Annotated in this window: 22 protein-coding genes, 1 tRNA gene and 1 pseudogene; 11 read left to right on the top strand and 13 right to left on the bottom strand. The window is 56.3% G+C overall.

What is annotated here, in order from left to right; translation table 11 throughout:
* Positions 1 to 193: 193 nt before the first annotated feature.
* Genes ACTJKZ_RS02455 through ACTJKZ_RS02445 form a run of 3 tightly spaced genes read left to right on the top strand, consistent with a single transcriptional unit; the run spans position 194 to position 3191 of the window.
* Positions 194 to 739, top strand: a complete 546-nt coding sequence (locus ACTJKZ_RS02455) for a GNAT family N-acetyltransferase (protein ID WP_440829174.1) — start codon at positions 194 to 196, stop codon at positions 737 to 739.
* Positions 736 to 1890, top strand: coding sequence for an amidohydrolase (locus ACTJKZ_RS02450; protein WP_440829173.1), 1155 nt, complete (start codon positions 736 to 738; stop codon positions 1888 to 1890). The genes ACTJKZ_RS02455 and ACTJKZ_RS02450 overlap by 4 nt, the downstream gene beginning before the upstream one ends.
* A complete protein-coding gene (locus ACTJKZ_RS02445) occupies positions 1887 to 3191 on the top strand; it encodes an MmgE/PrpD family protein (RefSeq protein ID WP_440829172.1) in 1305 nt (434 codons plus the stop codon). Before ACTJKZ_RS02450 ends, ACTJKZ_RS02445 begins: the two co-directional genes overlap by 4 nt.
* A gap of 4 nt (positions 3192 to 3195) precedes the next feature.
* On the opposite strand, the gene ACTJKZ_RS02440 is transcribed toward ACTJKZ_RS02445, so the two are convergent.
* Genes ACTJKZ_RS02440 through ACTJKZ_RS02425 form a run of 4 tightly spaced genes read right to left on the bottom strand, consistent with a single transcriptional unit; the run spans position 3196 to position 8085 of the window.
* On the bottom strand, positions 3196 to 5481 hold the full coding sequence (locus ACTJKZ_RS02440; RefSeq protein ID WP_440829171.1) for a molybdopterin-dependent oxidoreductase: 2286 nt from the start codon (positions 5479 to 5481) through the stop codon (positions 3196 to 3198).
* Positions 5482 to 5514: 33 nt separating this feature from the next.
* Positions 5515 to 6276 carry an amino acid ABC transporter ATP-binding protein gene (locus tag ACTJKZ_RS02435; RefSeq protein ID WP_013358395.1) on the bottom strand — a complete coding sequence of 254 codons (762 nt, stop codon included), beginning with the start codon at positions 6274 to 6276 and terminating at the stop codon, positions 5515 to 5517.
* Entirely contained in the window at positions 6269 to 7192 is a 924-nt protein-coding gene (locus ACTJKZ_RS02430; protein WP_253419181.1) for an amino acid ABC transporter permease, read from the bottom strand. The genes ACTJKZ_RS02435 and ACTJKZ_RS02430 overlap by 8 nt, the downstream gene beginning before the upstream one ends.
* Positions 7189 to 8085: an ABC transporter substrate-binding protein gene (locus tag ACTJKZ_RS02425; RefSeq protein WP_440829170.1), complete on the bottom strand. Its 897-nt coding sequence runs from the start codon at positions 8083 to 8085 to the stop codon at positions 7189 to 7191. The genes ACTJKZ_RS02430 and ACTJKZ_RS02425 overlap by 4 nt, the downstream gene beginning before the upstream one ends.
* A 681-nt stretch (positions 8086 to 8766) precedes the next feature.
* On the opposite strand from ACTJKZ_RS02425, the gene ACTJKZ_RS02420 reads away from it, so the two are divergent.
* The gene (locus tag ACTJKZ_RS02420) at positions 8767 to 10689 is read left to right on the top strand and encodes a methyl-accepting chemotaxis protein (RefSeq protein ID WP_440829169.1); all 1923 of its coding nucleotides are present in this window, start codon (positions 8767 to 8769) and stop codon (positions 10687 to 10689) included.
* 337 nt (positions 10690 to 11026) lie between these two features.
* On the opposite strand, the gene ACTJKZ_RS02415 is transcribed toward ACTJKZ_RS02420, so the two are convergent.
* Positions 11027 to 11293 (bottom strand): hypothetical protein, encoded by a 267-nt coding sequence (locus tag ACTJKZ_RS02415; protein WP_161736853.1) that lies wholly within the window; start codon positions 11291 to 11293, stop codon positions 11027 to 11029.
* Positions 11294 to 11492: 199 nt separating this feature from the next.
* Between ACTJKZ_RS02415 and ACTJKZ_RS02410 the strand changes: the two genes are divergently transcribed.
* Positions 11493 to 11627 carry a hypothetical protein gene (locus tag ACTJKZ_RS02410; protein WP_285088341.1) on the top strand — a complete coding sequence of 45 codons (135 nt, stop codon included), beginning with the start codon at positions 11493 to 11495 and terminating at the stop codon, positions 11625 to 11627.
* A gap of 72 nt (positions 11628 to 11699) precedes the next feature.
* Entirely contained in the window at positions 11700 to 12398 is a 699-nt protein-coding gene (locus ACTJKZ_RS02405; protein ID WP_161736851.1) for an RluA family pseudouridine synthase, read from the top strand.
* 16 nt (positions 12399 to 12414) lie between these two features.
* On the opposite strand, the gene ACTJKZ_RS02400 is transcribed toward ACTJKZ_RS02405, so the two are convergent.
* Positions 12415 to 12954, bottom strand: a complete 540-nt coding sequence (locus ACTJKZ_RS02400; RefSeq protein ID WP_161736850.1) for a DUF2058 domain-containing protein — start codon at positions 12952 to 12954, stop codon at positions 12415 to 12417.
* Between the two features lie 151 nt (positions 12955 to 13105).
* Between ACTJKZ_RS02400 and ACTJKZ_RS02395 the strand changes: the two genes are divergently transcribed.
* From ACTJKZ_RS02395 to ACTJKZ_RS02385, 3 genes are all read left to right on the top strand, one after another.
* Entirely contained in the window at positions 13106 to 13738 is a 633-nt protein-coding gene (locus tag ACTJKZ_RS02395; RefSeq protein WP_161736849.1) for a TetR family transcriptional regulator, read from the top strand.
* An 83-nt stretch (positions 13739 to 13821) separates the two neighbouring features.
* Positions 13822 to 15204, top strand: coding sequence for a D-arabinono-1,4-lactone oxidase (locus tag ACTJKZ_RS02390; RefSeq protein WP_161736848.1), 1383 nt, complete (start codon positions 13822 to 13824; stop codon positions 15202 to 15204).
* Between the two features lie 12 nt (positions 15205 to 15216).
* A complete protein-coding gene (locus ACTJKZ_RS02385) occupies positions 15217 to 16047 on the top strand; it encodes a glycosyltransferase family 8 protein (RefSeq protein ID WP_440829168.1) in 831 nt (276 codons plus the stop codon).
* Between the two features lie 93 nt (positions 16048 to 16140).
* On the opposite strand, the gene ACTJKZ_RS02380 is transcribed toward ACTJKZ_RS02385, so the two are convergent.
* Positions 16141 to 17262, bottom strand: a complete 1122-nt coding sequence (locus tag ACTJKZ_RS02380) for a Gfo/Idh/MocA family protein (protein ID WP_161736846.1) — start codon at positions 17260 to 17262, stop codon at positions 16141 to 16143.
* 332 nt (positions 17263 to 17594) lie between these two features.
* Here ACTJKZ_RS02380 and ACTJKZ_RS02375 point away from each other — a divergent pair.
* A tRNA-Asn gene (locus tag ACTJKZ_RS02375) sits at positions 17595 to 17670 on the top strand.
* A 159-nt stretch (positions 17671 to 17829) separates the two neighbouring features.
* Positions 17830 to 18042, top strand: a pseudogene (locus ACTJKZ_RS02370) (Arm DNA-binding domain-containing protein); the annotation flags it as partial.
* Positions 18043 to 18386: 344 nt separating this feature from the next.
* On the opposite strand, the gene hutC reads toward ACTJKZ_RS02370, so the two are convergent.
* The 6 genes from hutC to ACTJKZ_RS02340 are packed head-to-tail and all read right to left on the bottom strand — an operon-like array spanning position 18387 to position 24485.
* The gene (gene hutC, locus ACTJKZ_RS02365; protein WP_440829167.1) at positions 18387 to 19136 is read right to left on the bottom strand and encodes a histidine utilization repressor; all 750 of its coding nucleotides are present in this window, start codon (positions 19134 to 19136) and stop codon (positions 18387 to 18389) included.
* A gap of 48 nt (positions 19137 to 19184) precedes the next feature.
* Positions 19185 to 19955, bottom strand: a complete 771-nt coding sequence (locus ACTJKZ_RS02360) for an enoyl-CoA hydratase-related protein (RefSeq protein ID WP_440829166.1) — start codon at positions 19953 to 19955, stop codon at positions 19185 to 19187.
* Positions 19952 to 20845, bottom strand: a complete 894-nt coding sequence (locus ACTJKZ_RS02355; protein WP_440829165.1) for a 3-hydroxyacyl-CoA dehydrogenase family protein — start codon at positions 20843 to 20845, stop codon at positions 19952 to 19954. The genes ACTJKZ_RS02360 and ACTJKZ_RS02355 overlap by 4 nt, the downstream gene beginning before the upstream one ends.
* Positions 20846 to 20860: 15 nt before the next feature.
* Positions 20861 to 22063, bottom strand: a complete 1203-nt coding sequence (locus tag ACTJKZ_RS02350) for a CaiB/BaiF CoA transferase family protein (RefSeq protein ID WP_440829164.1) — start codon at positions 22061 to 22063, stop codon at positions 20861 to 20863.
* Positions 22060 to 23604, bottom strand: coding sequence for an HAL/PAL/TAL family ammonia-lyase (locus ACTJKZ_RS02345; protein WP_440829163.1), 1545 nt, complete (start codon positions 23602 to 23604; stop codon positions 22060 to 22062). Before ACTJKZ_RS02345 ends, ACTJKZ_RS02350 begins: the two co-directional genes overlap by 4 nt.
* Positions 23601 to 24485, bottom strand: a complete 885-nt coding sequence (locus ACTJKZ_RS02340) for an ABC transporter substrate-binding protein (RefSeq protein WP_440829162.1) — start codon at positions 24483 to 24485, stop codon at positions 23601 to 23603. Before ACTJKZ_RS02340 ends, ACTJKZ_RS02345 begins: the two co-directional genes overlap by 4 nt.
* Between the last annotated feature and the right edge of the window lie 14 nt (positions 24486 to 24499).

Raw genomic sequence — 24499 nt, 5'->3', positions numbered from 1 at the left:
AAGAGCAGCGTTATTTCTTTTTTAAATACTACGACAACCAGCAATTTAAGCAATTGAAAACCGGCCATTCTTTATTCACAAATCTGCATGAGGATAGTTATTTTTCACATATAGCGACCCGGCTTTTTACTGTTAACCTGCCCCTCTGGCTGAATTAATTAACTGCTTATCAGGCAGTGTTCCGGGAAAGAATATGCAACTCGATTTTCGTCAGGTCAGAGAAGATGAAACAGATGTTTATCTGGCGCTGATGCATGCGGCCTATGCGCCGGTGAAAGCGCTGGGCATTAAGTTTGATGCCGCTACCGCAGACCGCGCTATGGCTCTGCGCCATCTGCAGAGCCACGGGGTGTATGCGCTCTATGCTGACGAGAAGATGGTCTCGTCAGTGACCATCCGCTATCCCTGGGGGCCGCTGCCCGGCCCGTTTGGTCTGCCGCATATTGGCTGGTTCGGCGCGCACCCTGACTATCCCGGCCAGCAGTTTGGTCGTCAGGTGCTGGAAAGGGTCGAACAGGCGATTCTGATCGGTCAGCTGCGTGCTCCTGCGGTCTCGCTGGGAACGGCCACCCGTCACCCCTGGCTGCAGGCGATGTACCTGAAGCGCGGCTTCCAGCCAATGCATACCCGCGACCTCGGCAAGGGTCATATCACCCTCTATATGAAGAAAGCACTGGACCCGGTGGCACACGATGCCTGGCTGAGACGCCAGACAGCAGCACAAGGAAACCCACAATGAGCATCACTATCCCCTCGACATTAGGCGAACCGCTGATCGCCTTCCGTCACGAACTGCATCAGTTCCCGGAGCTGTCGAATCAGGAGTTTGAGACTACGCGCCGACTGCGCGATCAGCTGGAACAGCATCAGATACGCATTCTCGATCTGCCGCTGAAAACCGGCCTGGTGGCGGAGATTGGGGCGTCAGCGGGGCCGCTGATTGTACTGCGGGCCGATATCGACGCGCTGCCGATTGAAGAGCAGTCTGGCGTCAGCTTTCGCTCGCAGCGTCCGGGCGTGATGCACGCCTGCGGTCATGATTTTCACAGCGCAGCGGCAATGGGCGCGGCGATCCTGTTAAAGCAGCAGGAAGCGAACCTGCCAGGCCGGGTACGGATTCTGTTTCAGGCCGCAGAAGAGACCGGCCAGGGCGCGCCGGAGGTGATTGCCAGCGGCGCATTAACTGACGCGCTGGCGATTTTCGGTATTCACAACGATCCTTCACTGCCTGCTGGCGTCATCGGTTCCAGAGCCGGGCCGCTCACTGCCGCCGTCGACCGTTTTGAAATTGCGATTACCGGTATCGGCAGCCATGCCGCCAGACCCGATCAGGGCAACGATCCGATTGTCATCGCGGCACAGATTGTCTCGGCGGCGCAGACGCTGATCAGCCGCAATGCCCCTTCTGCCGATAACGCGGTGGTCTCTATCACCCAGATCCACAGCGGCAGCACCTGGAACGTCATTCCGGACAGCGCCTGGCTGGAGGGCACGGTGCGCTCGTTTTCATCATCCACCCGCCAGCGTCTTGAGCAGCGCTTCCGGGCAATTGTGGCGGGCATCGCGTCAGCCTTTGATGCGCAGGTGAGCTTTACCTGGCACGCCGGGCCACCCTCGGTAGTAAATAATGCGCACTGGGCGGACTTTGCTTTGCAGCAGGCGGAAAGCAGCGGATTGGAAGCACGCGTGGTCGAGGCGAGTCCGATTGGTGAAGATTTTGCCTTCTATCAGCAACAGTTGCCCGGTGCCTTTATGATGGTGGGCACCGGTGAACCCTATGCGCTGCATCACCCTGCTTTTCGCATTAATGATGAGGTGCTGCTGCCAACGGCGCGCTATCTGGCCGACCTGGCACGGGCGGCACTCCTTTCTCCGGAGCAGCCACAATGACCCTGACTGCCGCGCTGGCTGAAGCGATCCTGTACAGCCAGCCGGATGCTCCGGCACGTGAGCATGCGCGCGAAGGCATCCGGGATTTTATGGCGGTGAGCTGGCCGGTGCTGCAGGGCACCGTACCGGATAGCGGTTTACCGGCTCTGCGCACCCTTTACAGCGACGGCAGCGTGCGTTCACAGGCGCTGCTGCTGGGCTATGCGGGACATGCGCTGGACTACGACGACTTTCATGCCGATTTTCGCGGTCATCCCAGCGTCGTGATCCTGCCTGCACTTTTCGCCTGGCAACGGGTTCAGCCCAGAAGCCTGGAGCCGTTTCTGGATGCTTACGTCACGGGGATAGAGATGGCCGGTCGTCTGGGGCTGGCGATCAGCCAGCAACACTACGCACTGGGCTACCACAACACGGCGACGCTGGGGACCATTGCGGCAGCTGCGGCGCTGGCGCGTCTGCTGGGGATGGAGAGTGATGCCACGGCCACCCTGCTGGGTATTGCGGCGACCCAGGCCAGCGGTTTACGCGCTCAGTTTGGTTCGGCGGTAAAACCGCTGCACGCAGGCTTTGCCGCCGAACGGGCCGTGACCGCGGCTCAGCTGACCCTGGCCGGAATCGATGGCCGCCAGCAAGGGGTCATTGAAGCCTTTGTTGCCGCCAGCAGCGCGGACCAGGCTCAGCCGGAGAAATTGCTGGAAAACTGGGGCAGCCCGTGGCGGATCAGCACGCCGGGACTGGAATTCAAACCCTTCCCGACCTGCGCCGGTACGCATAGTGCGGCAGAAGCGGCCCGCAGCCTGCGCCAGCAGTGGCTGGCTGCGGGTAAACCGCTGGATGCGCTGCTGAGCCAGATTGTTGATATCACCGTCGGCTTCCCGCCAGGCGGTGACATCGCCGCCTCGATACGGGTGCCGGTTAACGGTATTGAAGCGCGCTTCAGCCTGGAATATGTGATTGCCGCCATGCTGATTTATGGCGATTTGCGCCTGCAGGATTTTGCGGAAGGCGATCTCAATCATCAGGTTATGCCGCTGGCCGCCCGTGTGCGACGGACATCGGATGAGAGTGCGCCGCCCGATGCGATCAATCCCGCGCTGCGCTTTCACGTCGTCACGCTGACGCTCGCGGATGGCACAACGCTGCATCAGCGCCGTACGCGCCAGCAATCGCTGGCGGAGGGCGTGAATGTCAGCAGTAAGCTTCGTCAGACGCTGGGTGACGCGTCGCCAGAACTGCTTGCTGCCACTGCGCTGCATTCCATGGCAGAGTTGCAGAGGCTGACCGGGGCGCTGACCCGATAGTGGCTTAGCGCGGCGGAACGAAGGCCTGAACCGGCGTAACCTCACCGGCAAATTTCCGCACCTGCACTACCGTAATCTGGCCGCTGCAGCCCTGCGTCAGCGACGACGTGCCGATATCCATGGTCAGCACATTGGGATTACCGTGGCGGCATAACGGACGGGCGGCAGTGGGCTCGACCGGATCGTACCAGGCACCGGTTGGCAGCTGAACTACGCCAGGCATGATGGTATCCGTGAGACGCGCGCTGGCGAGCACATGGCCGCGCGCGTTAAAGAGTTCGATGATGTCGCCATCCGCGATCGCCTGTGCTGCCGCATCGTCCCGGTTCAGGCTACAGACTTCGCGTCCGTCCCGCTTGCTGCGCTGGCTGTAATCACCAAAATCGAGCTGGCTGTGCAGACGCGTCGCGGGCTGATTGGCAATCAGCCAGAACGGATAGTCAGCGCTGGGTGTTTGCTGCGGTTCACGCCATACCGGATGGCCGGGACAATTTTCATAGCCAAAGCTGGCGATAGTGGCGGAGAAAATTTCAATTTTTCCGCCTGGCGTCGGCAGTGGCGCGGCGTCGGGGTCGGCGCGAAACGCCCTGATCATCCGGCCACCATCCTTTAACTGCGGCAGCTCCAGCACGCCCTCCTGCCAGAACTGACTGAAATCAGGTGCCTGCACCTGATGAGTGGCCAGTTTTTCCTGCAGCTGGCCGTAAAGATGCTGCAGCCAGCCACGCGCATCACGCCCTTCGCTGAATGCCGCTTCCCTGCCCAGCCGCCGGGCCAGGTCACGAAAAATCGTGTAATCATCCCGGGCTTCGGCGTAAGGCGCCGCCACCGGCTGCATGGCGATTAAATGGCGATCGGTTGGCGCACCGCCGATATCCTCGCGCTCCAGCGTCATGGTGGCGGGCAGGACGATATCCGCATGACGCGCCGTGGCGGTCCAGGCGCTTTCATGCACGATCAGCGTATCCAGCTGGCAGAAAGCCTGACGCAGCCGGGCCAGATCCTGGTGATGGTGAAACGGATTACCTCCCGCCCAGTAAGCCAGACGGATATGGGGATAGGTCAGCTGGCGGCCATTATAGTCAAACTTTGTGCCGGGATTGAGCAGCATGTCGGCGATACGCGCCACCGGAATAAAGCGGTCAATGCCATTTTTACCCTGCGGCAGGGCCGGAAAGCTGACCAGATTATGATGCTTGCCATAATGGCCCAGCGCGCCCAGTGCATACGTATATCCACCGCCGGGCAGCCCTGGCTGTCCGAGCGCCGCCGCCAGCACCAGGCCGAGCCACACCGGCTGTTCGCCATGCTCGGCACGCTGCAAAGCATGAGCCACGGTCACCAGTACGCGCTTACCGTGCAACTGCCGTGCAAACTGACCGATCAGATCGCTGCTGACGCCGCAGATTTCAGCCGCCCAGTGCGCGTCACGGACTATGCCATCCTCTTCACCGCGAATGTAAGCGACCATCTGCGGCCAGCCGACACAGTAGCGCGCCAGAAACGCCTCGTCGGTTAACGCTTCCGCAATCAGCACCGCCAGCAGACCCAGCATAAACGCCGCATCCGTGCCGGGCCGCAGCGCCAGCCACTCGCCCTGCGCCTCTTCAGGCAGATCGCTTTTCAGCGGGCTCACTGAGATAAACCGGGTACCGCGCTGTGCCGCTCGCTGCATAAAACCGCGCTCGGTGTGTTCGCTCAGGCCGCCGCTGGCCACCTGCGCATTTTTCAGCGCCAGGCCGCCAAACGCCAGCACCACCTCGCTGTGCGCGGCGATCTCCTCCCAGCTCACGCCGCGTCGGGCGATCTCGTTCATGTCACCGACAATGTGTGGCAGCAGGACAGATGCCGCGCCGGAACTGTAGCTGTTGACCGAACGGACATAACCGCCCAGCGTGGTGTTCAGAAATCGGTGCACCTGGCTTTGCGCATGATGAAAACGGCCTGCGCTTGACCAGCCGTACGATCCGCCAAAGATGCCTTCCGGGCCGTATGCTTCACCAACCCGCTTGAGTTCCTGCGCCACCCGCTGACTGGCCTCTTCCCAGCTGACCGCGACATACTCATCAGCACCACGACGCTGATCCGGGCCTGGCCCGTTTTCCAGCCAGCCACGCCGTATCATCGGCTGCGCGACACGCGCCGGATGATTGAGTGCATGACGGAAGTTTTGCAATAGCGGGCTGGGATCGGGATCGCGGTGGAACGGCTCAATCAGCAGTTGATCGTCCCTGTGCTGGACGTGAAAAGCGCCCCAGTGGGCGCTGTGCATTACCGGTTTCTGGGTCATGCTGATTCCTGATTACCAAAAAAGAAACGGTGCTCAAAGCACCGTTGCAATAAAGTTTCTGACACGTCCGTTGTCCGGATCGTCGAGGACCTGCTGCGTCGGACCCGCTGCGACAATTCTGCCGCTCTCCATAAATACGATGTTGTCGGCAACCTCGCGGGCAAAGCCAATCTCATGCGTGACCACCACCATGGTGATACCGGAGTGCGCCAGTTGCTTAATCACCTGCAGCACTTCCCCTACCAGCTCCGGGTCAAGTGCCGAGGTCGGTTCATCAAACAGCATGACGCCGGGATCCATCGCCAGCGCGCGGGCAATGGCCACACGCTGCTGCTGACCACCAGAGAGGTTCTGCGGCCACTCATCTTCGCGGCCAGACAGCCCCACCTGCTTCAGCAGCGCCAGCGCTTTGGTCGTGGCCTGATGACGGCTCTGCTTTTTTACCCGCATCGGTGCATCCGTAATGTTCTGCAGCACGGTGCGGTGCGGAAACAGGTTGAACTGCTGAAACACCATGCCAATTTCCGCCCGCTGGCGGGCAATGGCACTGCTGCTGAGTTCGTGCAGCGCCTGGCCTTTTTGCCGGTATCCCACCATCTGGCCGCCGATGCGGATCGTGCCGCCATCCAGTTTTTCAAGATGATTAATACAGCGCAGCAGCGTGGATTTACCGGAACCCGATGGCCCCAGAATTACGGTCACCGATCCGGCAGGAATATCGAGATTAACCTCGTCGAGAATGGTGACGCCGGAGAAGCGCTTGGTGACTTTGCGTAGCGCGATTGCTTCAGCCATTGCTCACGCTCCTTTGCGTTTTCGGCAGCGAAAAGCGCGGTAACGATGACAGCAGGCTGCGCTTTTCTCGCCGCGCCACACCGCGACCAAAGTAGCGCTCGACATAGTACTGGCCGACAGAGAGCACGGAGGTCATCAGCAGATACCACAAGGTTGCGACCAGCAGCAGCGGGATTACTTCATAGGTGCGCTGATAAATAATCTGCGCCGAAAACAGCACATCCTGCAGAGAAATCACCGACACCACTGCGGTGGTTTTCAGCTGGCCGATAATCTCATTGCCCGCTGGCGGCATAATGGCGCGCATCGCCTGCGGTAAAACGGTGTGACGGAAAATCTGCGCCGGGCGATATCCCAGGGCGCGGGCCGCTTCTATCTGTCCATTACCCACGCTCTGGATACCAGCGCGTACAATTTCTGCAGCATAGGCAGACTGATGCATCACCAGCGCGATCACCGCCGCACTAAATGGACTCACCAGCGCATTAGACTGCGCGCTCCAGAGTTCGCCTAATCCCGGGATCGACAGCGCGATGCGGGGATAGAGCGCGGCGATGTTGTACCAGAGAAACAGCTGCACCAGCATCGGCACACCACGGAAAAACCAGGTGTAAGCCCAGCTCACCGCCACCAGCACCGGGTTAGAAGAGAGGCGCATCAGCGCCAGCACCGTGCCAAAAGCGAATCCCAGCACCACCGAGATGGCCGTGAGCTGCAGCGTCATTAACACACCCTGCAGAATAGAGGGCGCAGTGAAGTTCTCTGCAATCACCTGCCATTCAAAGCGCGGATTGTTAATCATCGAATGCGCCATCGCCACCACGCATAACAGCACCACCAGCGCACTCAGCCAGCGACCATAGTAGCGTTTACCGACGATTTTCAGGTCGTCGGTGTGGTCCGGAGTTTCTCTCATTTAAAGATCTCTTCGTTGCGTCGGGCTTCGGTCACGGCACCAAAACCGATTCCCCAGTTATCGAGGATTTTCCGGTAGCTGCCATCTTTGATTAACGAATTCAGTGCCGCCTGTACGGCTGGCTCCAGCGGCGAGTCTTTCGGGAACGCGACCGAGACCGGTGCATCATTCACGGTGATTTCACCGCTCATGGTCAGCGGTTTGATCACTTTGGTCTGCCACAGCAGTCCTTCATAAGGACCGAGGAACAAGGGAACGCGACCGCTGACTACAGCCTGCACGCCCGCCGGACGATCCGGGAATATCGCTACCTTGATCGGTTGTTTACCGGCGGCTTCACAGGCTTTGCTGGACTCTTCCAGCCGCGTCACCTGAGTCGTACCGGAGCCAGCGCCCACCTCTTTGCCACACACATCGCTGAGGGATTTAAAGGGGGCGATATTAGCGTCTTTGCGGGAAATAATGCCCAGCAGGCTGGCATTGTAGTAACCGACAAAGTCGATCTGTTTCAGGCGGGTCGGCGTGGCATTGATGTTTGACAGCGCCACGTCGTAACGTCCGGTCTTCAGGCCAGGAATAATATTGTCGAAGCCGCCGGTGTCGCGCCACTGAACGGTGATGCCCAGACGCTCACCGACCGCATTCATGATGTCGATTTCACGACCCGCCAGCGTTTTGTTGTCTTCTTTATAGAAGGTGGTGGGCGGCGTATTCGGGTTAGTACCCGCCACAATATAGCCACGCTTAAGGATATCCGCGGGTATCAGGCTTTTCAGCGCCGGATCGGCTTTGACATGTAAGCTGCTTTCAGCAGGCACTGACGGTTCGGCTGCAAAACTGGCGTGCGCACTGAGCGCGAGGGCAAAAAGGGGCATTCCTTTTATATATTTCACTGGAACCTTTCTCCTGATAATTAAAATGTTCCCCCCAGAGGGAAAAGTTATCGCGATCTGTTGTCCGCACCGGAAGCCAGCGAAGCTGCGGGCTTCAGTGCTTTTATCATCCTCGTCACGTTCTGTTGTCATTCTTAGTGAAGACCGACGGCGATCACAAATGCTAAAACCGGGATTATTTAGCCGGAATATGGCAATGAAGAGGTTTCTCCGCTTTTTGATCAGGAAATGAGATGTTGCAGGGCAAGAACAGGGGGCAGAGGTCTCCGGGCGCTGGCGAAATAATAGTAGTTTCCGCAGCGGTTCGTTAACGGCAGAACAACCTCTAAAATGTCGTTTTATTGATAAGTTTATCTTTAAAATCGCTGGAATGTTTTCAGGCTAATTTTCATCATTCATTTAATTGATCAAAATCAATAAATATTTATTCAGGTAGTGTAAAGACTCTTTCCCGCAACGCAACCCCTTTAACTATCCATATTAATCAATCATTTAAATAAAAAATATATCACTTAACAGACAGATAATTACATCGCAAAACAATGGAGTTCTAATTAATAAGATTACTGAATAAATAATAAATAGCCTTAAAGTATTGTCAGAAGCTGACGATAAAAAGATCAGGATTGAATTATTTGAATTTCTTTTGTCTGCTTTTGAACCTCAATAAAGGTGAACCTCATGGGCCTTGCTCAACGCATTTCCAGTATTAAAATCGGGAAAAAACTTGGCGTCGGTTTTATCGTCGTCATCGCGGCGTCTCTCGCCATAACCTTTATCGCTTTTGACTGTTTCCGCAGTATTAAAGACAACTCTGCACGCCGCACGACAACCGTGGAAATGGTGAATACGTTAAGCAAAGCACGTCTTAATCGCACGCTTTACCAGTACACCAAAAATCCTGAATTTGCCGCGAAGAACGTTCAGGCTCTTAAGGAGCTGGATACCCTTTATCAACGACTGAGTGGATTTAAGTGGGATGATGAAGGTCAGCAAAAAATTACGCTGATGGGCCAGTTACTTAATGATTATCAAAATCAGCGCCAGAAGTTCGTGGCATCTGCGGAGGTGACCTCTGTCGCCTTTGCTGCCATTAAACCGGACATGCTAATCAGTCTTGCTCATCAGTCTGAATTACTTGATATGGCTATGGCACCCGACGCCGCGCTGCCGGTCATGAAACTGGCCGCCGCGCTGTTTGATGCCGCGAATATCGAAAAAGCGTTTCTCGATAAGCCAACAGCGGCCAGCAGAGATGCGGTTATTGAGGAGTACACCGCCATCAATACGCTGAGTGAACAACTGGACAGTTTTAATCAGCCAGCGATCAATGCCGTCACGCAAAATGTCATCACTATCCTTACGCAGCAACGTCAGGCATTGACGCGTTATGTTGATGCTTCAGAGAAAGAAAAAAGCGAATCTGCGGACCTGACCACAGCTGCAGAGCGGCTCAATGCGGCAGTTTCTGATACTTTTGCCTTCCAGTCCCGGCTGTCTGCTGAATTTATCAAACAGGCAGAGTGGCGCATCGCCTTTGCTGCGCTGATTTGTGTCGTCCTGAGCCTGCTGATTGCCTGGCGGATTACACGCAACATTACGCTGCCATTGAAAGAGACCCTGAATGCAGCGCAGCGTATTGCCAGCGGTGATTTAACGACCTCACTGAACACCACCCGGGGTGATGAGCTGGGCCAACTGATGCAGGCCGTCGATGCGATGAACCTCAGCCTGCAGAACATCATTACCAATGTGCGCGATGGCGTCAGCAGCGTAGCGCGTGCCTCGGCAGAGATTGCAGCAGGTAATACCGATCTGTCATCCCGCACCGAACAACAGTCTGCGGCAGTGGTTCAGACGGCGGCCAGTATGGAAGAGCTCTCATCCACGGTGAAACAGAATGCGGAAAATGCTCACCATGCGAGCCAGCTGGCGACAGATGCGTCGGTGAATGCCGGACGCGGTGGCGAGATTATCCGTGATGTTATCGTCACCATGAACAACATAAGCCAGAGTTCAGGCAAAATTGGTGAAATCATTCACGTCATCAACAGCATCTCCTTCCAGACCAATATACTGGCATTAAATGCCGCGGTTGAAGCGGCTCGCGCCGGTGAACAGGGTCGTGGGTTTGCGGTGGTGGCCGGTGAAGTCAGAAATCTGGCCCAGCGCAGTTCGCTGGCTGCCAAAGAGATTGAAACGCTGATTCGCGAGTCACTTGACCGGGTTCATGATGGTTCGGAGTTTGTGGAACGCGCCGGAAGCACGATGGATGATATCGTCCGCTCGGTCAGCCAGGTCAAAGACATCATGGGCGAGATTGCTGCCGCATCCGACGAGCAGAATCGCGGTATTTCCCAGATTGCGACAGCAATGTCCGAAATGGATACCACCACGCAGCAGAACGCCGCGCTGGTTGAAGAGTCTTCTGCCGCAGCCAGTTCCCTGGAAGCGCAGGCAGACGAGCTGGAAAAAACGGTGGCGGTATTCCGCTTATCAGACGGGCAAAGTGCCCCCAGCCGGACTGCACATGCCCTGGCGCCGCGTTTAGTGCCCGCGATGCCGGTTAAAGCATCAGCCGAATCCAGCTGGGAAAACTTCTGATACACAGCGCCGCTTTGACTTAAGCGTCATGCTAATACAGCCAGCCTGATTTAATGAGGCTGGCTGAAGTATGAATTGGCCACAGACAAGGCATCACAGTAATCACAGAAAAAAGCCGGCGCGGGAGCGTATTCGTCCGGGTCAGTTATTGTTTCAGGGCCGGCAGGGTTGTGGCTTCAGGAAAGCCTTCTTAAAGATGGGTATCAAATCGCGGTGGCAGGAGAAGTATCGTCCATGACAGTTTCTCCGGCCGGTATACGCTTCGCGCAACCGATGAGGTCGTCCGCTTCGTCGTTTTCCGGCCGGAGCCGGACTACGTCCACTGGCGTCAGTTCAGTTAATGCTGCTTCAGTTCTTCGTTCAGGGCTGCAAGGGTCTGCAGGTACGGCACCTGCTGTTGGGCAACCGACGGTGACTTAAAACTACTCAGCCAGCGCCTGGCTTCGGAGATTTGCGTCAGCCGATCGGGGTTGCTTTCAGATTTCGCCATAAAACCCAGCTGAGTAAAGAGTGATGCGATACTGATTTCTTTCTCACCCAGGGCAAGGCTTAGTGCCGCTTCGCCAATAATGACGTGGCCTTTCTCGTCGATTTGAATTAACACAGAAAATCCTCCATTAGTACGAATTGATGACAACCTCACCAGAGACTGTAGTCGTAAAAGCAGGACCTGCCCGAATAAATCACTAAGAATCTCGCAACCTTCTGATAGAATACACTTAATGTTTTTTTCCGGATTGTTCTGTTTGTCTCTGCCGTCCATCCTGCCAGACTGGCTGGCCTTATCAGCGACGGATGCACCTATGAAACTCTCTGTTCTTCTCACGTTGTTAGCCGCAACGGTTTGCTCAGTTTTTGCTGCCCATGGTGGATTCGGCACGCATCAGGCCAGCCATTCGCTTCCCACACAAAGTGGCGAAACGGTTACGGAAGAATAAGGGTGAAGTCCGGCGTCGTCAGTGAACCGGCAATCGGTTATGATCCCCTGCCATTCTGCTGCCGGTTGCCCGATGTCTGCCATTATCGATACGTTTATCGCCCCACCCTGCTTTGATGAGATTACTCTCCTGTTTCAGGACGATCATCTGCTGGTGATCAACAAACCCAGCGGGCTGCTGAGCCTGTCAGGCAAAAATCTGCAAAATCTCGACTCCGTGCATCATCGGCTGGTAACGCGTTTTCCCGGCTGCACGCTGGTTCATCGGCTCGATTTTGGCACCTCCGGGCTGATGGTGGTGGCACGAACCAAAGCGATTAATGCCGCCCTCTGTCAGCAGTTCAGCCAGCGCACGGTGAGCAAAACCTATCAGGCACTGCTGTGCGGACACCTTGCCGATGATGAAGGTGTGATTGATGCCGCAATAGCCAAAGATCCGGCGCTGTTTCCCCGCATGGTGATATGCGCTATTCAGGGCAAGCCGGCGCGCTCACGCTATCGGGTCATCGAACGCATTGATTATCAGGGTAAAGAGGGAAAGGCGTTGCCGGTTACGCGGGTTGAGCTGACACCAGAAACCGGACGCACCCACCAGCTGCGCATTCACTGTCAGCATCTGGGGCATCCGATTCTGGGCTGTGATCTTTACGGCGGGTTGTTACTGCCGGGTGCTGAGCAGGCAGAGAGGCTGATGTTGCACGCCAGTGGATTAACGTTTTTGCATCCTGTCAGCGGCGAGACAGTGCAGCTCTCTGCCGCCAGCCCCTTCTGACTGCATCAACGCGCCATTACCACATCAGATCATCTGGCACTTTGAAATCAGCATAAGGATCATCTTCGTCCTGAGCTTCTTCGCTTAATGCGCTGTTTAAGACGATGGCGCTGGCATCACGCTGGGCAATTTTATCCGCCACGCTGGCCGGGATGATGGCGTACTGGCTTTCACCATTCGCGTCAGCCGCCAGGCGGGCAATGGCGAGACGGCCATTGATCAGCTGAGCCTGCGTCGGCTTATCCACCATAATCTTTTTGATCAGATTATTGTCGGTGAAGTTGAAGCTGATATTGCCCCTCTCCACGGCAATTTTGTTCATTTCGATCAGCTGCTTGACCTGCGCTTTATACTCTTTCGACAGCACAGCCAGCTTCTGCTGCTCGTTCAGCTGCTTATCCCGCTCAAGCTGCGCTTTTTTGTTATCTTCCACTGCTGCTCTGGCTTCGCGCGCCTGAACCCGGGATTTCTTGGCGGTCCGCTGAACCTTGTCCATCTTCTTGCTGGATACTAATCCCGCTTTCAGCATCTGCTCTTGCAAGGTGAGTTTTGTCATTGTCGTCTCTGAACCTGTGAAATAATGCCCGGGATTATACCTGCAATCGTCCGGAGTGTGCCAGGTTGCCGCATTTGCCGCGCCCGGGGTTGCGCGCAGCCTCTCAACACTGTGCTAACATTCCCCGGTCAGAATCACCTTATTGAGCACCATGTCAGAACTCACAAAACGTAAAAATGACCCTGAAGGGCTGAAGAAACGCATTATTGCAGGCGCACTGAAAACCTTCGCTGAATTTGGTATGCAGGGTGCCAGGCTGGAGCAGATTGCTGAGCATGCGCAAACCACGAAACGCATGGTGGTCTATCACTTTGGCACTAAAGAACAGCTTTATATCGCCGTACTTGAGCAGGTTTATCAGCAGATACGTCAGCATGAAACCGGCCTGAATCTGGCGGCGATGGCGCCGGAACTGGCCATGACCCGACTGGTGGAAGCCAGTTTTGACTATCACGTCGAGCATCCCGATTTTATCCGGCTGGTCTGCAGTGAAAACCTGCTGCGCGGTCGCTACATCACCCAGTCGCCGCAGATTAAAGCGCTGAACCGCAGCGCACTGGATCTGCTGGATGACATCCTGGCGCGCGGTCAGCAACAGGGGGTATTTACTGGTGATGTGCAGACCATCGATGTCCATCGCCTGATCAGCAGTATCTGCGTGCATCACGTCTCAAACCGCTACACCTTCAACGCCCTGTTCAGTCCTGACAACAGCGAAGCCGAGAGTATCCGCCGCAATCGTCAGCTCGCTGTCACTGCAACGTTACGCTATGTCCGCAAATAAATGTCCGCCGCCCCGGCTCCGCTTAGCAATAGTCTACGCTTAGTTAAACTTGTCATTAAAATGCGATTATAAGGAATGCTGTTGTGAGCAGAGACGCACGCCTCTATCCGCTTCGCCAGACCCATGTTGAACCCAATGATGATGCGCTGTGGAACTGGGCGCAGAATGCGCAAATTGGCACTCATCATCAGGTTCAGCGTCCCGCCAGCGAAGCAGAACTACAGAAACTGATCAGCGAATCACACGGCAAAATCCGGGTGATCGGCAGCAAGCTGTCGCCCGGCCGGATGCTGCATGTCGCCGATAACGATGTACTGCTCGATCTCAGCGCACTGAGCGGTCAGCTCGCCAGTGATGAGCAGAGCGTGACCTTTGGTGGTGCCACCCCGCTTGAGCAGGTTTATCGCAGCCTGACCGACATGAACCGGATGCTGGCGTCATCGCCGGGTGTGATTGCGATTCAGACGCTGGCAGGCGCGATGGCGACCGGTACGCACGGTCAGGGTTTGCAGCAGAGTTCCATTGCCGATGAAGCGCTGGCCATACGGATGGTGCTGGCCGATGGCAGCGTGCGGGAATTTGTCCGCGGCGACGCTGACTTTCCGGCGGCGCAGGTCTCGCTGGGGGCGCTGGGCATTGTCACTGCCGTTACCCTGCGCACCCAGCCGTTTAAGATCTTTACCTGCCACAAAAATGCTGTCTCTGCCGATACGCTGGAAGAGGATCTGCTGCAGTGGAACAACGACTATCCGCTGAGCAAGGCCTGGTGGTTTGTTGACGACAACCTGATGCACGTCTGGAACGCCCATGAGGCGAGCGATGAAGAGCGTCAGCGCTATGAAGCGCAGGGTCGCCAGGTGGTCGAGCATGAGGGTGACGTTGATGACAGCCTCAACGACACCATCGACCAGACGCTGGCGCATATGCACCGCGACACGCAGATTCAGGGCAAAGGCGGAAAACAATTCCGTACCGTCACCCGTTTTCGCGACTTCACCGATGTTACCGGTGACATCTACCAGCTCTTCTGTCGCGGCATTGCGGTGCCCCAGATCAATGTGGAAATCGGCGTGCCGCTGGCAAAAACCCCGGCCATCATCCGCCGGATTAAGCAGTGGTATGCGGAGAATCGTCCGCACATGCACTACCCGATTATTCTGCGCTGTACCGGCGCCTCGTCGGCCTGGCTCAGCCCGGCTGCTGGCCAGCCGACCTGCTTTTTCGGCTTTGTGGTCTATTACGCCGACGATGGCTCGCTGTCCCAGGAAGGGCTGCACTTCCTGACCGAAGTGGAAAAACTGCTCGCCGAAGAGGGCGGACGCCCGCACTGGGGCAAGTATTACGACGAAGAACGCTACAACTGGCGTGAGATCTATCCGCAGTGGGACGCCTTCCGCGCCCTGCGCAGCCAGCTCGACCCGCAGGGCCGACTGGGGAACGACTACATCACGCCACTTTTTGACTGATTGAGGAAAGCTATGTTTGCCTGGGTAACGCTGTTAACACAACCCGATTATCTGGTGGGCGTGAAAGCGCTGCACCGTTCGCTGCAGGAGAGCCAGAGCCAGTGGCCACTGATGGTGATGACCACGCCAGCCATTTCAGACGCTGACTGTCAGAGTCTGCAGGATGAGGGCTGTGTGATTAAACCGGTTGAACCACTCTATCCGCGCGACGATCTCGATCAGCATTACGCCTCGGCGCAGTTTGGCGAGGTCTGGACCAAGCTGCGTGCCTGGCAGCTCACCGATTATGAGCGTGTGGTGTTCCTGGATGCCGATATGCTGGTGCTGCAGAACATGGACGAGCTGTTTACCCTGGATCTGGGCGATAATCCGCTGGCGGCCTGTCACGCCTGCCGCTGTAATCCGAACCAGATTGCCTCTTATCCGCCAGAATGGCAGCCCGAGCAGTGCCACTACACCTGGCAGGCACGCGGTGAGCAGGCTCCGGAGAGCGTTGACTACTACCTGAACGGCGGTTTTCTGGTGCTTAAGCCCGACAGTGCGATGTTCGATGTACTGGAAAAACGGATTGCGGCGATTGACGATCTCAGCGCTTATCCTTTCTCCGAGCAGGATCTGCTGAATGAAGTCTTTGCCGATCGCTGGAAACCGCTCTCGTATATCTACAATGCGTTAAAAACGCTGCCATTCCAGCACAGCGGTCTGTGGCAGGGGGATGAGGTGAAGAACCTGCACTACATTCTGGCGAAGCCCTGGAAGCGCGACCTCAGCCAGCCCGAGAGCCAGCGCGACCGCTTCTATGCGCTGGATAAACTGTGGTGGGAAAAAAGCGGTCTGATCTGACTGGATACGGGCGGGACACTCCCGCCCTTCGCGCCTGTTCACTCAACTCCGTAGTCTGCCACTCGCTATATCTTCTCTTTCTCAGATTCTGCCTTACACCTCGACCCAGCGGCGCTGCTCTGCGGAGTGGGCAATCGCTTCCAGCACCCTCTGCACCTGCAATCCCTCGGCAAAATCGGGCCACATGCGATCGCCCGCCGCGATACCGTTGATCAGGTCGCGGATCTCCACCGTTTTCTGATCGTTAAACCCGATGCCGTGTCCGGCTGAAACGCAGAAGTTCGCGTAGTCAGGATGGGCCGGTCCGGTCAGGATGGTTTTAAATCCCTGTCGCCCGGCAGGTTCGTCATGCAGATAAAGCTCCAGTTCCGCCATGCGCTCCTGGGTGTAGCGCAGCGTGCCTTTTGTGCCGGTGACAACATAGGTCAGGCCCATTTTTGCGCCACAGGCGATACGCGAGGTTTCAATCACGCCGTGTGCGCCATTGCGGAAGCGCAGCAGCGCGCTGGCCTGATCTTCGTTTTCTACCGGTAACAGTCGCGCAGGTTCTTTCGGGTCGGGCCGTGAGGTGATGACCGTCATCATGTCGCCGCTGACCTCGGTAATATCCCCGACCAGGTAGTGCGCCATATTCACGATGTGCGCCGCCAGATCGCCCAGCGCGCCGAGCCCTGCCAGCGCTTTCTGGCAGTGCCAGTCGAGCGGCGTTTCCGGTCTGGCGAGATAATCTTCGTTATGGGTGCCGTAGAAATGCACCACGTCACCAATCTCGCCTCTGGCAATGATCTCTTTTGCCAGCTGGCTGGTCGGGTTTTTCATGTAGTTAAAGCCGACCAGCGTTTTCACCCCTGCCGCTTCGGCGGCCGCCACCATCTCCTGCGCATCCGCCACGCTCAGCGACAGCGGCTTTTCTGAATAGACGTGCTTGCCATGGCGTATCGCCTCCAGCGCCATCTCTTTGTGCAGGAAGTTGGGTGCGCAGATATCTACCACATCAATCGCCGGATCGCTGACCAGCGCGCGCCAGTCGCCGGTAGAGCGAGAAAAACCAAAGGTTGCCGCCTGACGCGCCGCCAGCTCAGGATTCACTTCGGCCAGCATCTCCCGCACGATTTCGCCTTTCAGCGCAAATACGGTGGGGGCCTGGGCATAGGCTATCGCGTGGCAGCGCCCGATATAGCCGCTGCCAATCATGCCGATTCTGACTTTATTCATTTCAACTCCGGATATTCAGTTCAGGGTTGAAATGGAATCTACGTTTCGTTTCTGCTGCTGACAAAGCCAGAATCGGAACTTTGTGACGGCCATAAAAAACTATCCGGTTAAATCACGCACAATGCCTTCTGACAAGCGCTTTACCGCGTCAGAACACCTCATAAACACCTCAGATTTACGTGCCGCTTTTGCCGCGTGAAGCCGTAGTGCAGACCCTTCTTCTATGACGTAAATCGCCATTGTGGCGACTATTTCAGCAGTCGCACGAATTTATGAAAAAGAGCTTTGACATGATCCGGCGTGGCCGTTACTATGCGCCCCGTTCAAACAATTCCTCTGTAGTTCAGTCGGTAGAACGGCGGACTGTTAATCCGTATGTCACTGGTTCGAGTCCAGTCAGAGGAGCCAAATTTATATTTTCATGCATCTTCACGAATTTTATACGATACAGATTCAACAAGTTAGTGTGAAAAGTCTTCCAGATGCATTTTCATTTCCCCCTCGCATCGGGAAAGATTAGTGGTCTGATTTGGGGTCATTTCAGTTCGATTATGAAGTGACCATCCTATGTCTCTTCATGACACTAAAATCCGCAGCTTAAAACCATCCACTAAACCATTCAAAGTATCCGATTCTCATGGCCTGACCCTTTTAGTCAATCCAGGCGGTTCACATCTCCGGTATCTCAACTATCGTATCAATGGTAAAGAATTCCGCCTCGGCTTAGGGGCCTGTCACGATGTTTCCCTGGTTTACACCCGACAGCAACGTGATGGTATCGTTGCCGACTATCACTAAAACGGATAGACGGAGTTAAAAAAGATCTTTTCGCCAGGGACGCTCATAAACCCTGCCATAACGGCATGTTATGCACATGGCAGAAAATGGCTGGCAGACGGAACCCTCCAAACTCGCGCCGCTATTCAATCACGTTCCATTCCAGTACTTCATCTTTATCAGGCAGGCCGCGGGGTTCAGACATAAACGGCCCCAGCGGTTCTAAGCATCGTAAGCAGCAATTTCATCAGTAAAATCCTGAGTCGTTAATGACCCGTTAACTACAGAGTTTACCGTCGAAGTCACAAGCCACAGTCCTCCTGAATCTTTGCCTGCTTCTGTTCAGTTTATTTCTTAAAGCTGCCGAACATTTTGTAGCGCCCGCCCGGATACAACAGCCGGGCGCAGGTCACCACTTTTTCATGATGCCAGGTGCGGCGCAGGGTTTGCAGGCACGGCTCGGTCTGATGAATATTCAGCAGGCGCTGTTCGTCGTTGCTGGCCATCACCGCTTCAATGGTATGTTCGCCCGCCGTCAGCGGTGCCAGCTGGGTCAGATAGGCGAAAGGCGTCGTTTTAGTGAAATCCTGGTGTAAATACAACGGTGCGATGTCCGGATTCACTAGCCGGTCTTCCAGTTGCACCGGAATGTCATTTTCGTAATGCACAATCACCGAATGAAACAACACCACGCCGGGCAGCAGCATAAAGTTCATCGCCATGCTGTCACCGGCAATTTGCTTACCCAGCTGCAATACGCGGGAGGTATGAAAGTGCCCGCGGCTCTTAATTTCGTCAGAAATGTTATTCACTTCCAGCATCGGCGTGAATGCTTTCATTTCATTGACAAAGGTGCCGACGCCCTGCAAACGCAGCAGATAGCCCTCCGTGGTTAACTCGCGCAATGCCCGGTTTATGGTCATGCGGCTAAGCCCGAGTTCGGCGACCAGTTCACTTTCTGACGGCACGCGCTGATGCGGTTGCCAGTGTCCGTGCAGGATCTGATTAATGATCCCCTGTTTCACCTGCTTATACAGCGGAGAAGGCTCGTCTCCGGCGTCCGCAATGACTTCTGATAGTGATCGGTTTGATGACATTATTCCTGCCTTGTATGTCGCACGGCGGCTGGCGTATTTTACCGGACGTTATTGGCCGGTAAACGCCGCCAGTTCTTTCGCCGCCAGTGCACGCATGCCTTCGCTGCGGTCGTCACTGGCCGCAATCAGGGCCGACAACGAACGTTCGTAACTGATGCCCGCCGTTAAGCCCATATCGAAACTCGCAAGCACGGCTTTTTTGGCCATCTTAACGGCGAGTGGTGCGGCACGGGAAATATTCTGCGCAATCTTTAACGCCTGTTCCGTTAATGTTTCCGGCGGGGTGATACGGCTGATCAGTCCGGCCGCCAGCGCTTCTGTGGCGGTGATTTTTCGCCCGGCAAGGATGATTTCCATCGCCAGTGATTTCCCCACCGATTTAACCAGTCGCTGCGTCCCTCCCGCGCCGGGGATAATCCCGATGTGCGTTTCCGGCAGCCCGATAATGGCCGTGTCATCGGCAATCACGATATCGCACAGCAACGCCAGTTCCAGCCCGCCGCCCAGTGCATAACCGGATAACGCCGCGACAACGGGCGTTTCAATGGCAGCAATCTGATCCCACTTTTCACTGAAACCACTGGTGTAAAGGGCTATCGCTGAGGCGGTGGCCAGCGTGCCGGTATCGGCACCCGCAGCAAACGCACGCGCGGATCCGGAAATCACCATCGCGCGGATCTGTTTATCACCGTCCAGTTCGCGCATTTTCTCCAGCAATTGCGTCAGCATTTCTGCACTCAGGGCGTTAAGTTTTTCCGGCCGGTTAAGAATGATATGCGCCACGCCCTGATGACGTTCACAGCGGATAAGTTCGCTCATGATTTTTGCCTCCCGCTGATGGCAAGGATTGTGGCGTTACGGTGCGCGAGACCTTCTTCAATAGCCTGCGCCGTCCACGGATAAAACCCGGCGCCGGTTTTGGTGCCCAGATTGCCCTGCCCAATTTTCGCCAGCAACCACGGCGGCAGCGCCTCGTCGCGCGATAAGGCAGGCAGTAATATCGCGGCGACATTTTTCACCGTGTCCAGTCCGGCAAAATCCATCAGCTTCAGCGGCCCCATTGCCGACCAGCGCGGGGCAAGCGTACTTTGTACAGCGAAGTCCACGTCTTCGATGCTGGCAATTCCGGCTGTGACCAGGTGCAACGCCTCACGTAGCATGGCGTATTGCAGCCGGTTGACGATAAAACCCGGCGCTTCTTTATGAATGGTCACCGTCTGTTTACCCAGTTGCTGACAAAGCGCATCGACCTGCTGACGCGTATTTTCATGGGTTTGCGGTCCGCAGACAATTTCCACCATCGGCATCACATCCGCCGGATTAAACCAGTGCAGGCCGATAAAGCGCGACGGCACCGCCAGTACGCTGGCAATCTGGCTGACCGGGACGCTGGAGGTGTTGGTGGTCAGCAGACAGTCGTCGCTGACATGTTTTTCAATCTCCTTGAAAATCTGCTGCTTGAGCGCCAGCACCTCAGCGATATTCTCCGAAACAATCTTCGCGCCTTTCAGACATTCCGCCATGGACGTCGTAAACGTGACCGACGCCGTCAGCCCGGCGTTGATACTGTCGATTACGTTTGCAGCCTTGTGCAGTGAGTTTTCAGTACGTGAATAAAGTGCCACCTTAAAGCCGCTGGCGGCAAATACCGCAGCGATCCGCGCGCCCATCGTACCCGCGCCAATGACAGCAACCTGCGTTAGTTCCATATTATCTGTCTCCGGTTAAATAACGCCCTGTTGCGCAAGTGTGTCCATCTCCTGTGAAGACAGCCCCAGTTGCGCACTGAGAATGGCACGGGTGTGCTCGCCAAGCTGTGGCGGCATTAAATCGGGTTGCTGGATCATACCGCTCAGCTTCACCGGCTGCGGTAAGATACTGATTTCACCAGCGACCGGATGCCTCACCTGATGCAGTAATCCACGTTCCGCGGCATGCGGGCTTTGCAGCAGTTCATCCAGTCCCCAGACCGGTGCGGCGGGAATACCACTGGCATCGAGCAGGGCGAGCGCCCCGTCCACCGTTTTGTCATGCAACCACTCTTCAATCAGCACCCGTAATTCGTACTGATGTTTCAGGCGCTGCGGATCCGTCGCAAAGCGTGCATCCTGCACGACTTCCGGTTTGCCAATGGCCTGCGCCAGACGGCGGAACAGGCTGTCATTGGCGACGGCAAGCACCAGATAGCCGTCTGCCGCACGGTAGCTGTCCATGGGGGCGCTGATCGGATGTGCATTACCCAGTCGCCCGGCCAGCGGCATACCGCCCAGCAGCTGTGTCAGCGAAACCATTTGCATCGACACCATCGCATCAAGCATCGCGACATCCACATGTTGCCCGAGTCCGGTAATGCCCCGTTGCAGCAATGCCGCCAGAATACCCCACGAACAGTACAGACCCGACACCACATCACCAATCGCATCCCCCACCCGAGTCGGTTCGCCGTTCGCCCAGCCGGTGACCTGCATAATGCCGCCCATCGCCTGGATCACATGATCGTAAGCAGCTTTATGCGCCAGCGGTCCCTGCTGACCAAAACCGGAAATACTCGCATACACCAGCCTGGGATTGATCTTCTTTACGGCGTCATAATCAATGCCCAGGCGGGTGGTCACACCGGGACGAAAATTTTCCACCAGCACATCCACGCTTTCGATCAGTTGCTCCAGCACGGCCCGGCCTTGCGGTGATTTGAGGTTCAGCGTCAGGCTTTTTTTGCCGTGATTAAGCAGCATGAAATAGGTGCTTTCGCCATTAACATGCGGGGTGAAATCACGGGAATCGTCGCCTTTACCCGGCATTTCAATTTTGATCACTTCCGCACCCAGATCATTGAGCAACGACGCGCAGTAAGGCCCGGCCAGCACGCGGGAAAGGTCGAGCACTTTGATCCCTTCCAGCGGCCGGGATGTCTTTGATACATTCATGCGGTTTCTCCCCCAACGGTGTCTGCGAAAATCAAAGGTGTCAGCGCGCGCAAGATATCGCCCTGTTTGATGAGCTGGCGGATGGCCAGCATATCCGGATACATTTCCTCGTCACTCTGCCGGAAGGCCACCTGCTCACGCACCAGAGACAGCACGGTTTCTGTGCCCGCCGACGCGCGCAGTGGCCGGTGGAATTCCACCGCCTGTGTGGCACACAGGATTTCTATCGCCACGATATCAATGGCATTTTCAACGGCATCAATAGCATTGCGTGCCGCCGTCACGCCCATGGAAATGTGATCTTCCTGTCCGGCACAGGTGGAAACGGTATGCACGCTGGCCGGTGCCGCCAGCGCACGGTTTTCCCCTGCCAGCGCGGCCGCAGCATACGGCGGGATCATCATCCCTGAATGCGCCCCGCCATTGGCCACCAGAAAAGCCGGCAACCCGCTGAGATGGCTGTTCGTCAGGCGGTCAGAACGGGCCTGCGAACCCGTACTGAGTTGCACAATGGCAATCGCCAGCGCATCCAGACACAGCGCCACCGGCGCACCGTGTCCGTTGCCGCCCGGAAGTACATTCAGCTCGCCGTCTTCGACCATAAACACCGGATTATCCGTGACAGAATTCACTTCCGTAGTCAGCGTTTTCAGGCAATAACTCAGCACATCCCGCGCCGCGCCGTGCATTTGCGGAATGCAGCGCAGACTCAGCGCGTCCTGCACGCGAAAATCACGGTATTTATCGAGGATCTCACTGTCACGCAGTAAACTGCGCAAAACCCGCGCGGTTTCCTGCTGCCCGTCGTGTGGGCGAAGCGCATGAAGGCGGGCGTCATACCCGCGGATGTTCCCCTTCAGCACCTCCAGGCTCATGCCGCCCGCGGCATCCGCTACCGGCAGCAATTCGCGGAAGGTTTCCGCCGCCAGACAACCCAGTCCAGTGATTTCATACGTGCCGCTGACCAGTGCATGGCCTTCACGCGGGCCGGGAGTGCGTACAGCAATTCCGGCCCGTTCCAGTGCTTCCCGCGCAGGTAACAGTTCGCCCTGATAGAACGATTTTCCATAGCCGAACACCGACAGCCCGATATGAGCGGTGGCAATCAGATAACCGACTGACCCTTTGGCGGGTGACCACGGCGTCACTCCCTTGTTGAGCATGTCGGCCATCGTCTGCACCAGTGCCGGGCTGACACCGCTGAACCCCTGCAACAGGGATTTCATCATTACCGCCATCATCGCCCGCACTTCATGCTGCGCCAGAACCGGCCCTGTACCGCAGGCATGGCTTTTCAGCATATTGAGCTGCACGTCGGAGATTTGCTCCGGCGACAGGCGCTGAGTGACCAGGTCGCCCACGCCGGTGGTCAGGCCGTAAATGACGTGATTGTCAGCCATTGCCTGCCTGATTTTCTCGTGCACGATCAGCATGGCGTCTGATGCTAACGGGTCCGGCAGCACCGGCGCCCCGTAAGCGATATCTGCGATGTCACGGACGGAGGTTTCCGCCGTGCCTAAGATGACAGTGCGCCTCATCATTTATTCAGCCCGTGCCCGGTCAGCCACTCTTTTGCCACAGCATCCACACTTTCGAAATTCGCCAGTTTGCCGTTCATCACGATTAAATCGCTGGTGGTCAGTTGTCTGGATACATTGTTCAGCGTGGTTTCAACCACCTCGCTGGCTTTGTCTTTTGCAATCAGCGGCACAATGTTTTGTGCCGGGAATAAGTGTCTGGAATCTTCCAGTGCCACCAGATTCTTCGTTTTCATTGCCGGATCGGTTGAGGTCATGTCCGCGACCTGAATCTGATTGTTGGTCAGTGCAGACAGCGTCAGCGGACCCGCGACGTCAAGCACTTTGAAATTCTTAAAGGTCAGGCCGTAGACTTCGTTCAGCCCTTTCACCCCTTCACGACGGGTTTTCCATTCTGCCGGGCCACCCAGTACCAGCATTTTCGCCACCGGCGCCAGGTCACTGATATCTTTCAAATTGTATTTTTTGGCAGTTTTTTCAGTCACTGCCAGCACATCGCTGTCCTGCGCTGCAGAAATATCCAGCATTTTGATTTTCTCAGGCAGCGCTTTCGCCAGCGCCGCTGCCACATCTTCAGAAGAGTGCGCCTGGGTTTTTTCGTCGAGATAACTCAGCGTGGCACCGCTGTATTCCGGGATCAGGTTGATTGAGCCGTCAAGCAGCGCAGGCATATATACCTCACGGCTGCCGATATTAAGTTTGGTTTGCACCTTGACGTTTTTCGCCGCCAGCGCCTGCTGATAAATAGTGGCAATCAGCTGGCTTTCCGGGAAGTCCGCCGAACCGATAATGATGGAGCCACCCGTTTCAGCGGAGAAAGCGGCAGGGGCGTGCACGACAGCAGCAGAAAACAGGGCAACGGCGAGTAGTTTTTTCAATTTCATTTTTGTCAGGCTCC

Origin of the sequence: Pantoea sp. 22096, from assembly GCF_052045955.1 — a bacterium.
In the GTDB taxonomy this organism is placed as follows: Bacteria; Pseudomonadota; Gammaproteobacteria; order Enterobacterales; family Enterobacteriaceae; genus Pantoea; species Pantoea alfalfae.
This window is presented reverse-complemented; position numbering and strand designations above follow the sequence as displayed.

Excerpts from the sequence above, each read along its gene's own strand:
- ACTJKZ_RS02385 (WP_440829168.1), top strand. The coding sequence starts at position 15,217 with ATGTTTGCCTGGGTAACGCTGTTAACACAACCCGATTATCTGGTGGGC.
- ACTJKZ_RS02395 (WP_161736849.1), top strand. The coding sequence starts at position 13,106 with ATGTCAGAACTCACAAAACGTAAAAATGACCCTGAAGGGCTGAAGAAA.
- ACTJKZ_RS02445 (WP_440829172.1), top strand. The coding sequence starts at position 1,887 with ATGACCCTGACTGCCGCGCTGGCTGAAGCGATCCTGTACAGCCAGCCG.
- ACTJKZ_RS02380 (WP_161736846.1), bottom strand. The coding sequence starts at position 17,262 with ATGAATAAAGTCAGAATCGGCATGATTGGCAGCGGCTATATCGGGCGC.
- ACTJKZ_RS02345 (WP_440829163.1), bottom strand. The coding sequence starts at position 23,604 with ATGATGAGGCGCACTGTCATCTTAGGCACGGCGGAAACCTCCGTCCGT.
- ACTJKZ_RS02435 (WP_013358395.1), bottom strand. The coding sequence starts at position 6,276 with ATGGCTGAAGCAATCGCGCTACGCAAAGTCACCAAGCGCTTCTCCGGC.
- ACTJKZ_RS02450 (WP_440829173.1), top strand. The coding sequence starts at position 736 with ATGAGCATCACTATCCCCTCGACATTAGGCGAACCGCTGATCGCCTTC.
- ACTJKZ_RS02350 (WP_440829164.1), bottom strand. The coding sequence starts at position 22,063 with ATGAATGTATCAAAGACATCCCGGCCGCTGGAAGGGATCAAAGTGCTC.
- ACTJKZ_RS02420 (WP_440829169.1), top strand. The coding sequence starts at position 8,767 with ATGGGCCTTGCTCAACGCATTTCCAGTATTAAAATCGGGAAAAAACTT.
- ACTJKZ_RS02340 (WP_440829162.1), bottom strand. The coding sequence starts at position 24,485 with ATGAAATTGAAAAAACTACTCGCCGTTGCCCTGTTTTCTGCTGCTGTC.
- ACTJKZ_RS02455 (WP_440829174.1), top strand. The coding sequence starts at position 194 with ATGCAACTCGATTTTCGTCAGGTCAGAGAAGATGAAACAGATGTTTAT.
- ACTJKZ_RS02405 (WP_161736851.1), top strand. The coding sequence starts at position 11,700 with ATGTCTGCCATTATCGATACGTTTATCGCCCCACCCTGCTTTGATGAG.
- ACTJKZ_RS02430 (WP_253419181.1), bottom strand. The coding sequence starts at position 7,192 with ATGAGAGAAACTCCGGACCACACCGACGACCTGAAAATCGTCGGTAAA.
- ACTJKZ_RS02410 (WP_285088341.1), top strand. The coding sequence starts at position 11,493 with ATGAAACTCTCTGTTCTTCTCACGTTGTTAGCCGCAACGGTTTGCTCA.
- ACTJKZ_RS02355 (WP_440829165.1), bottom strand. The coding sequence starts at position 20,845 with ATGGAACTAACGCAGGTTGCTGTCATTGGCGCGGGTACGATGGGCGCG.
- ACTJKZ_RS02440 (WP_440829171.1), bottom strand. The coding sequence starts at position 5,481 with ATGACCCAGAAACCGGTAATGCACAGCGCCCACTGGGGCGCTTTTCAC.
- ACTJKZ_RS02400 (WP_161736850.1), bottom strand. The coding sequence starts at position 12,954 with ATGACAAAACTCACCTTGCAAGAGCAGATGCTGAAAGCGGGATTAGTA.
- hutC (WP_440829167.1), bottom strand. The coding sequence starts at position 19,136 with ATGTCATCAAACCGATCACTATCAGAAGTCATTGCGGACGCCGGAGAC.
- ACTJKZ_RS02360 (WP_440829166.1), bottom strand. The coding sequence starts at position 19,955 with ATGAGCGAACTTATCCGCTGTGAACGTCATCAGGGCGTGGCGCATATC.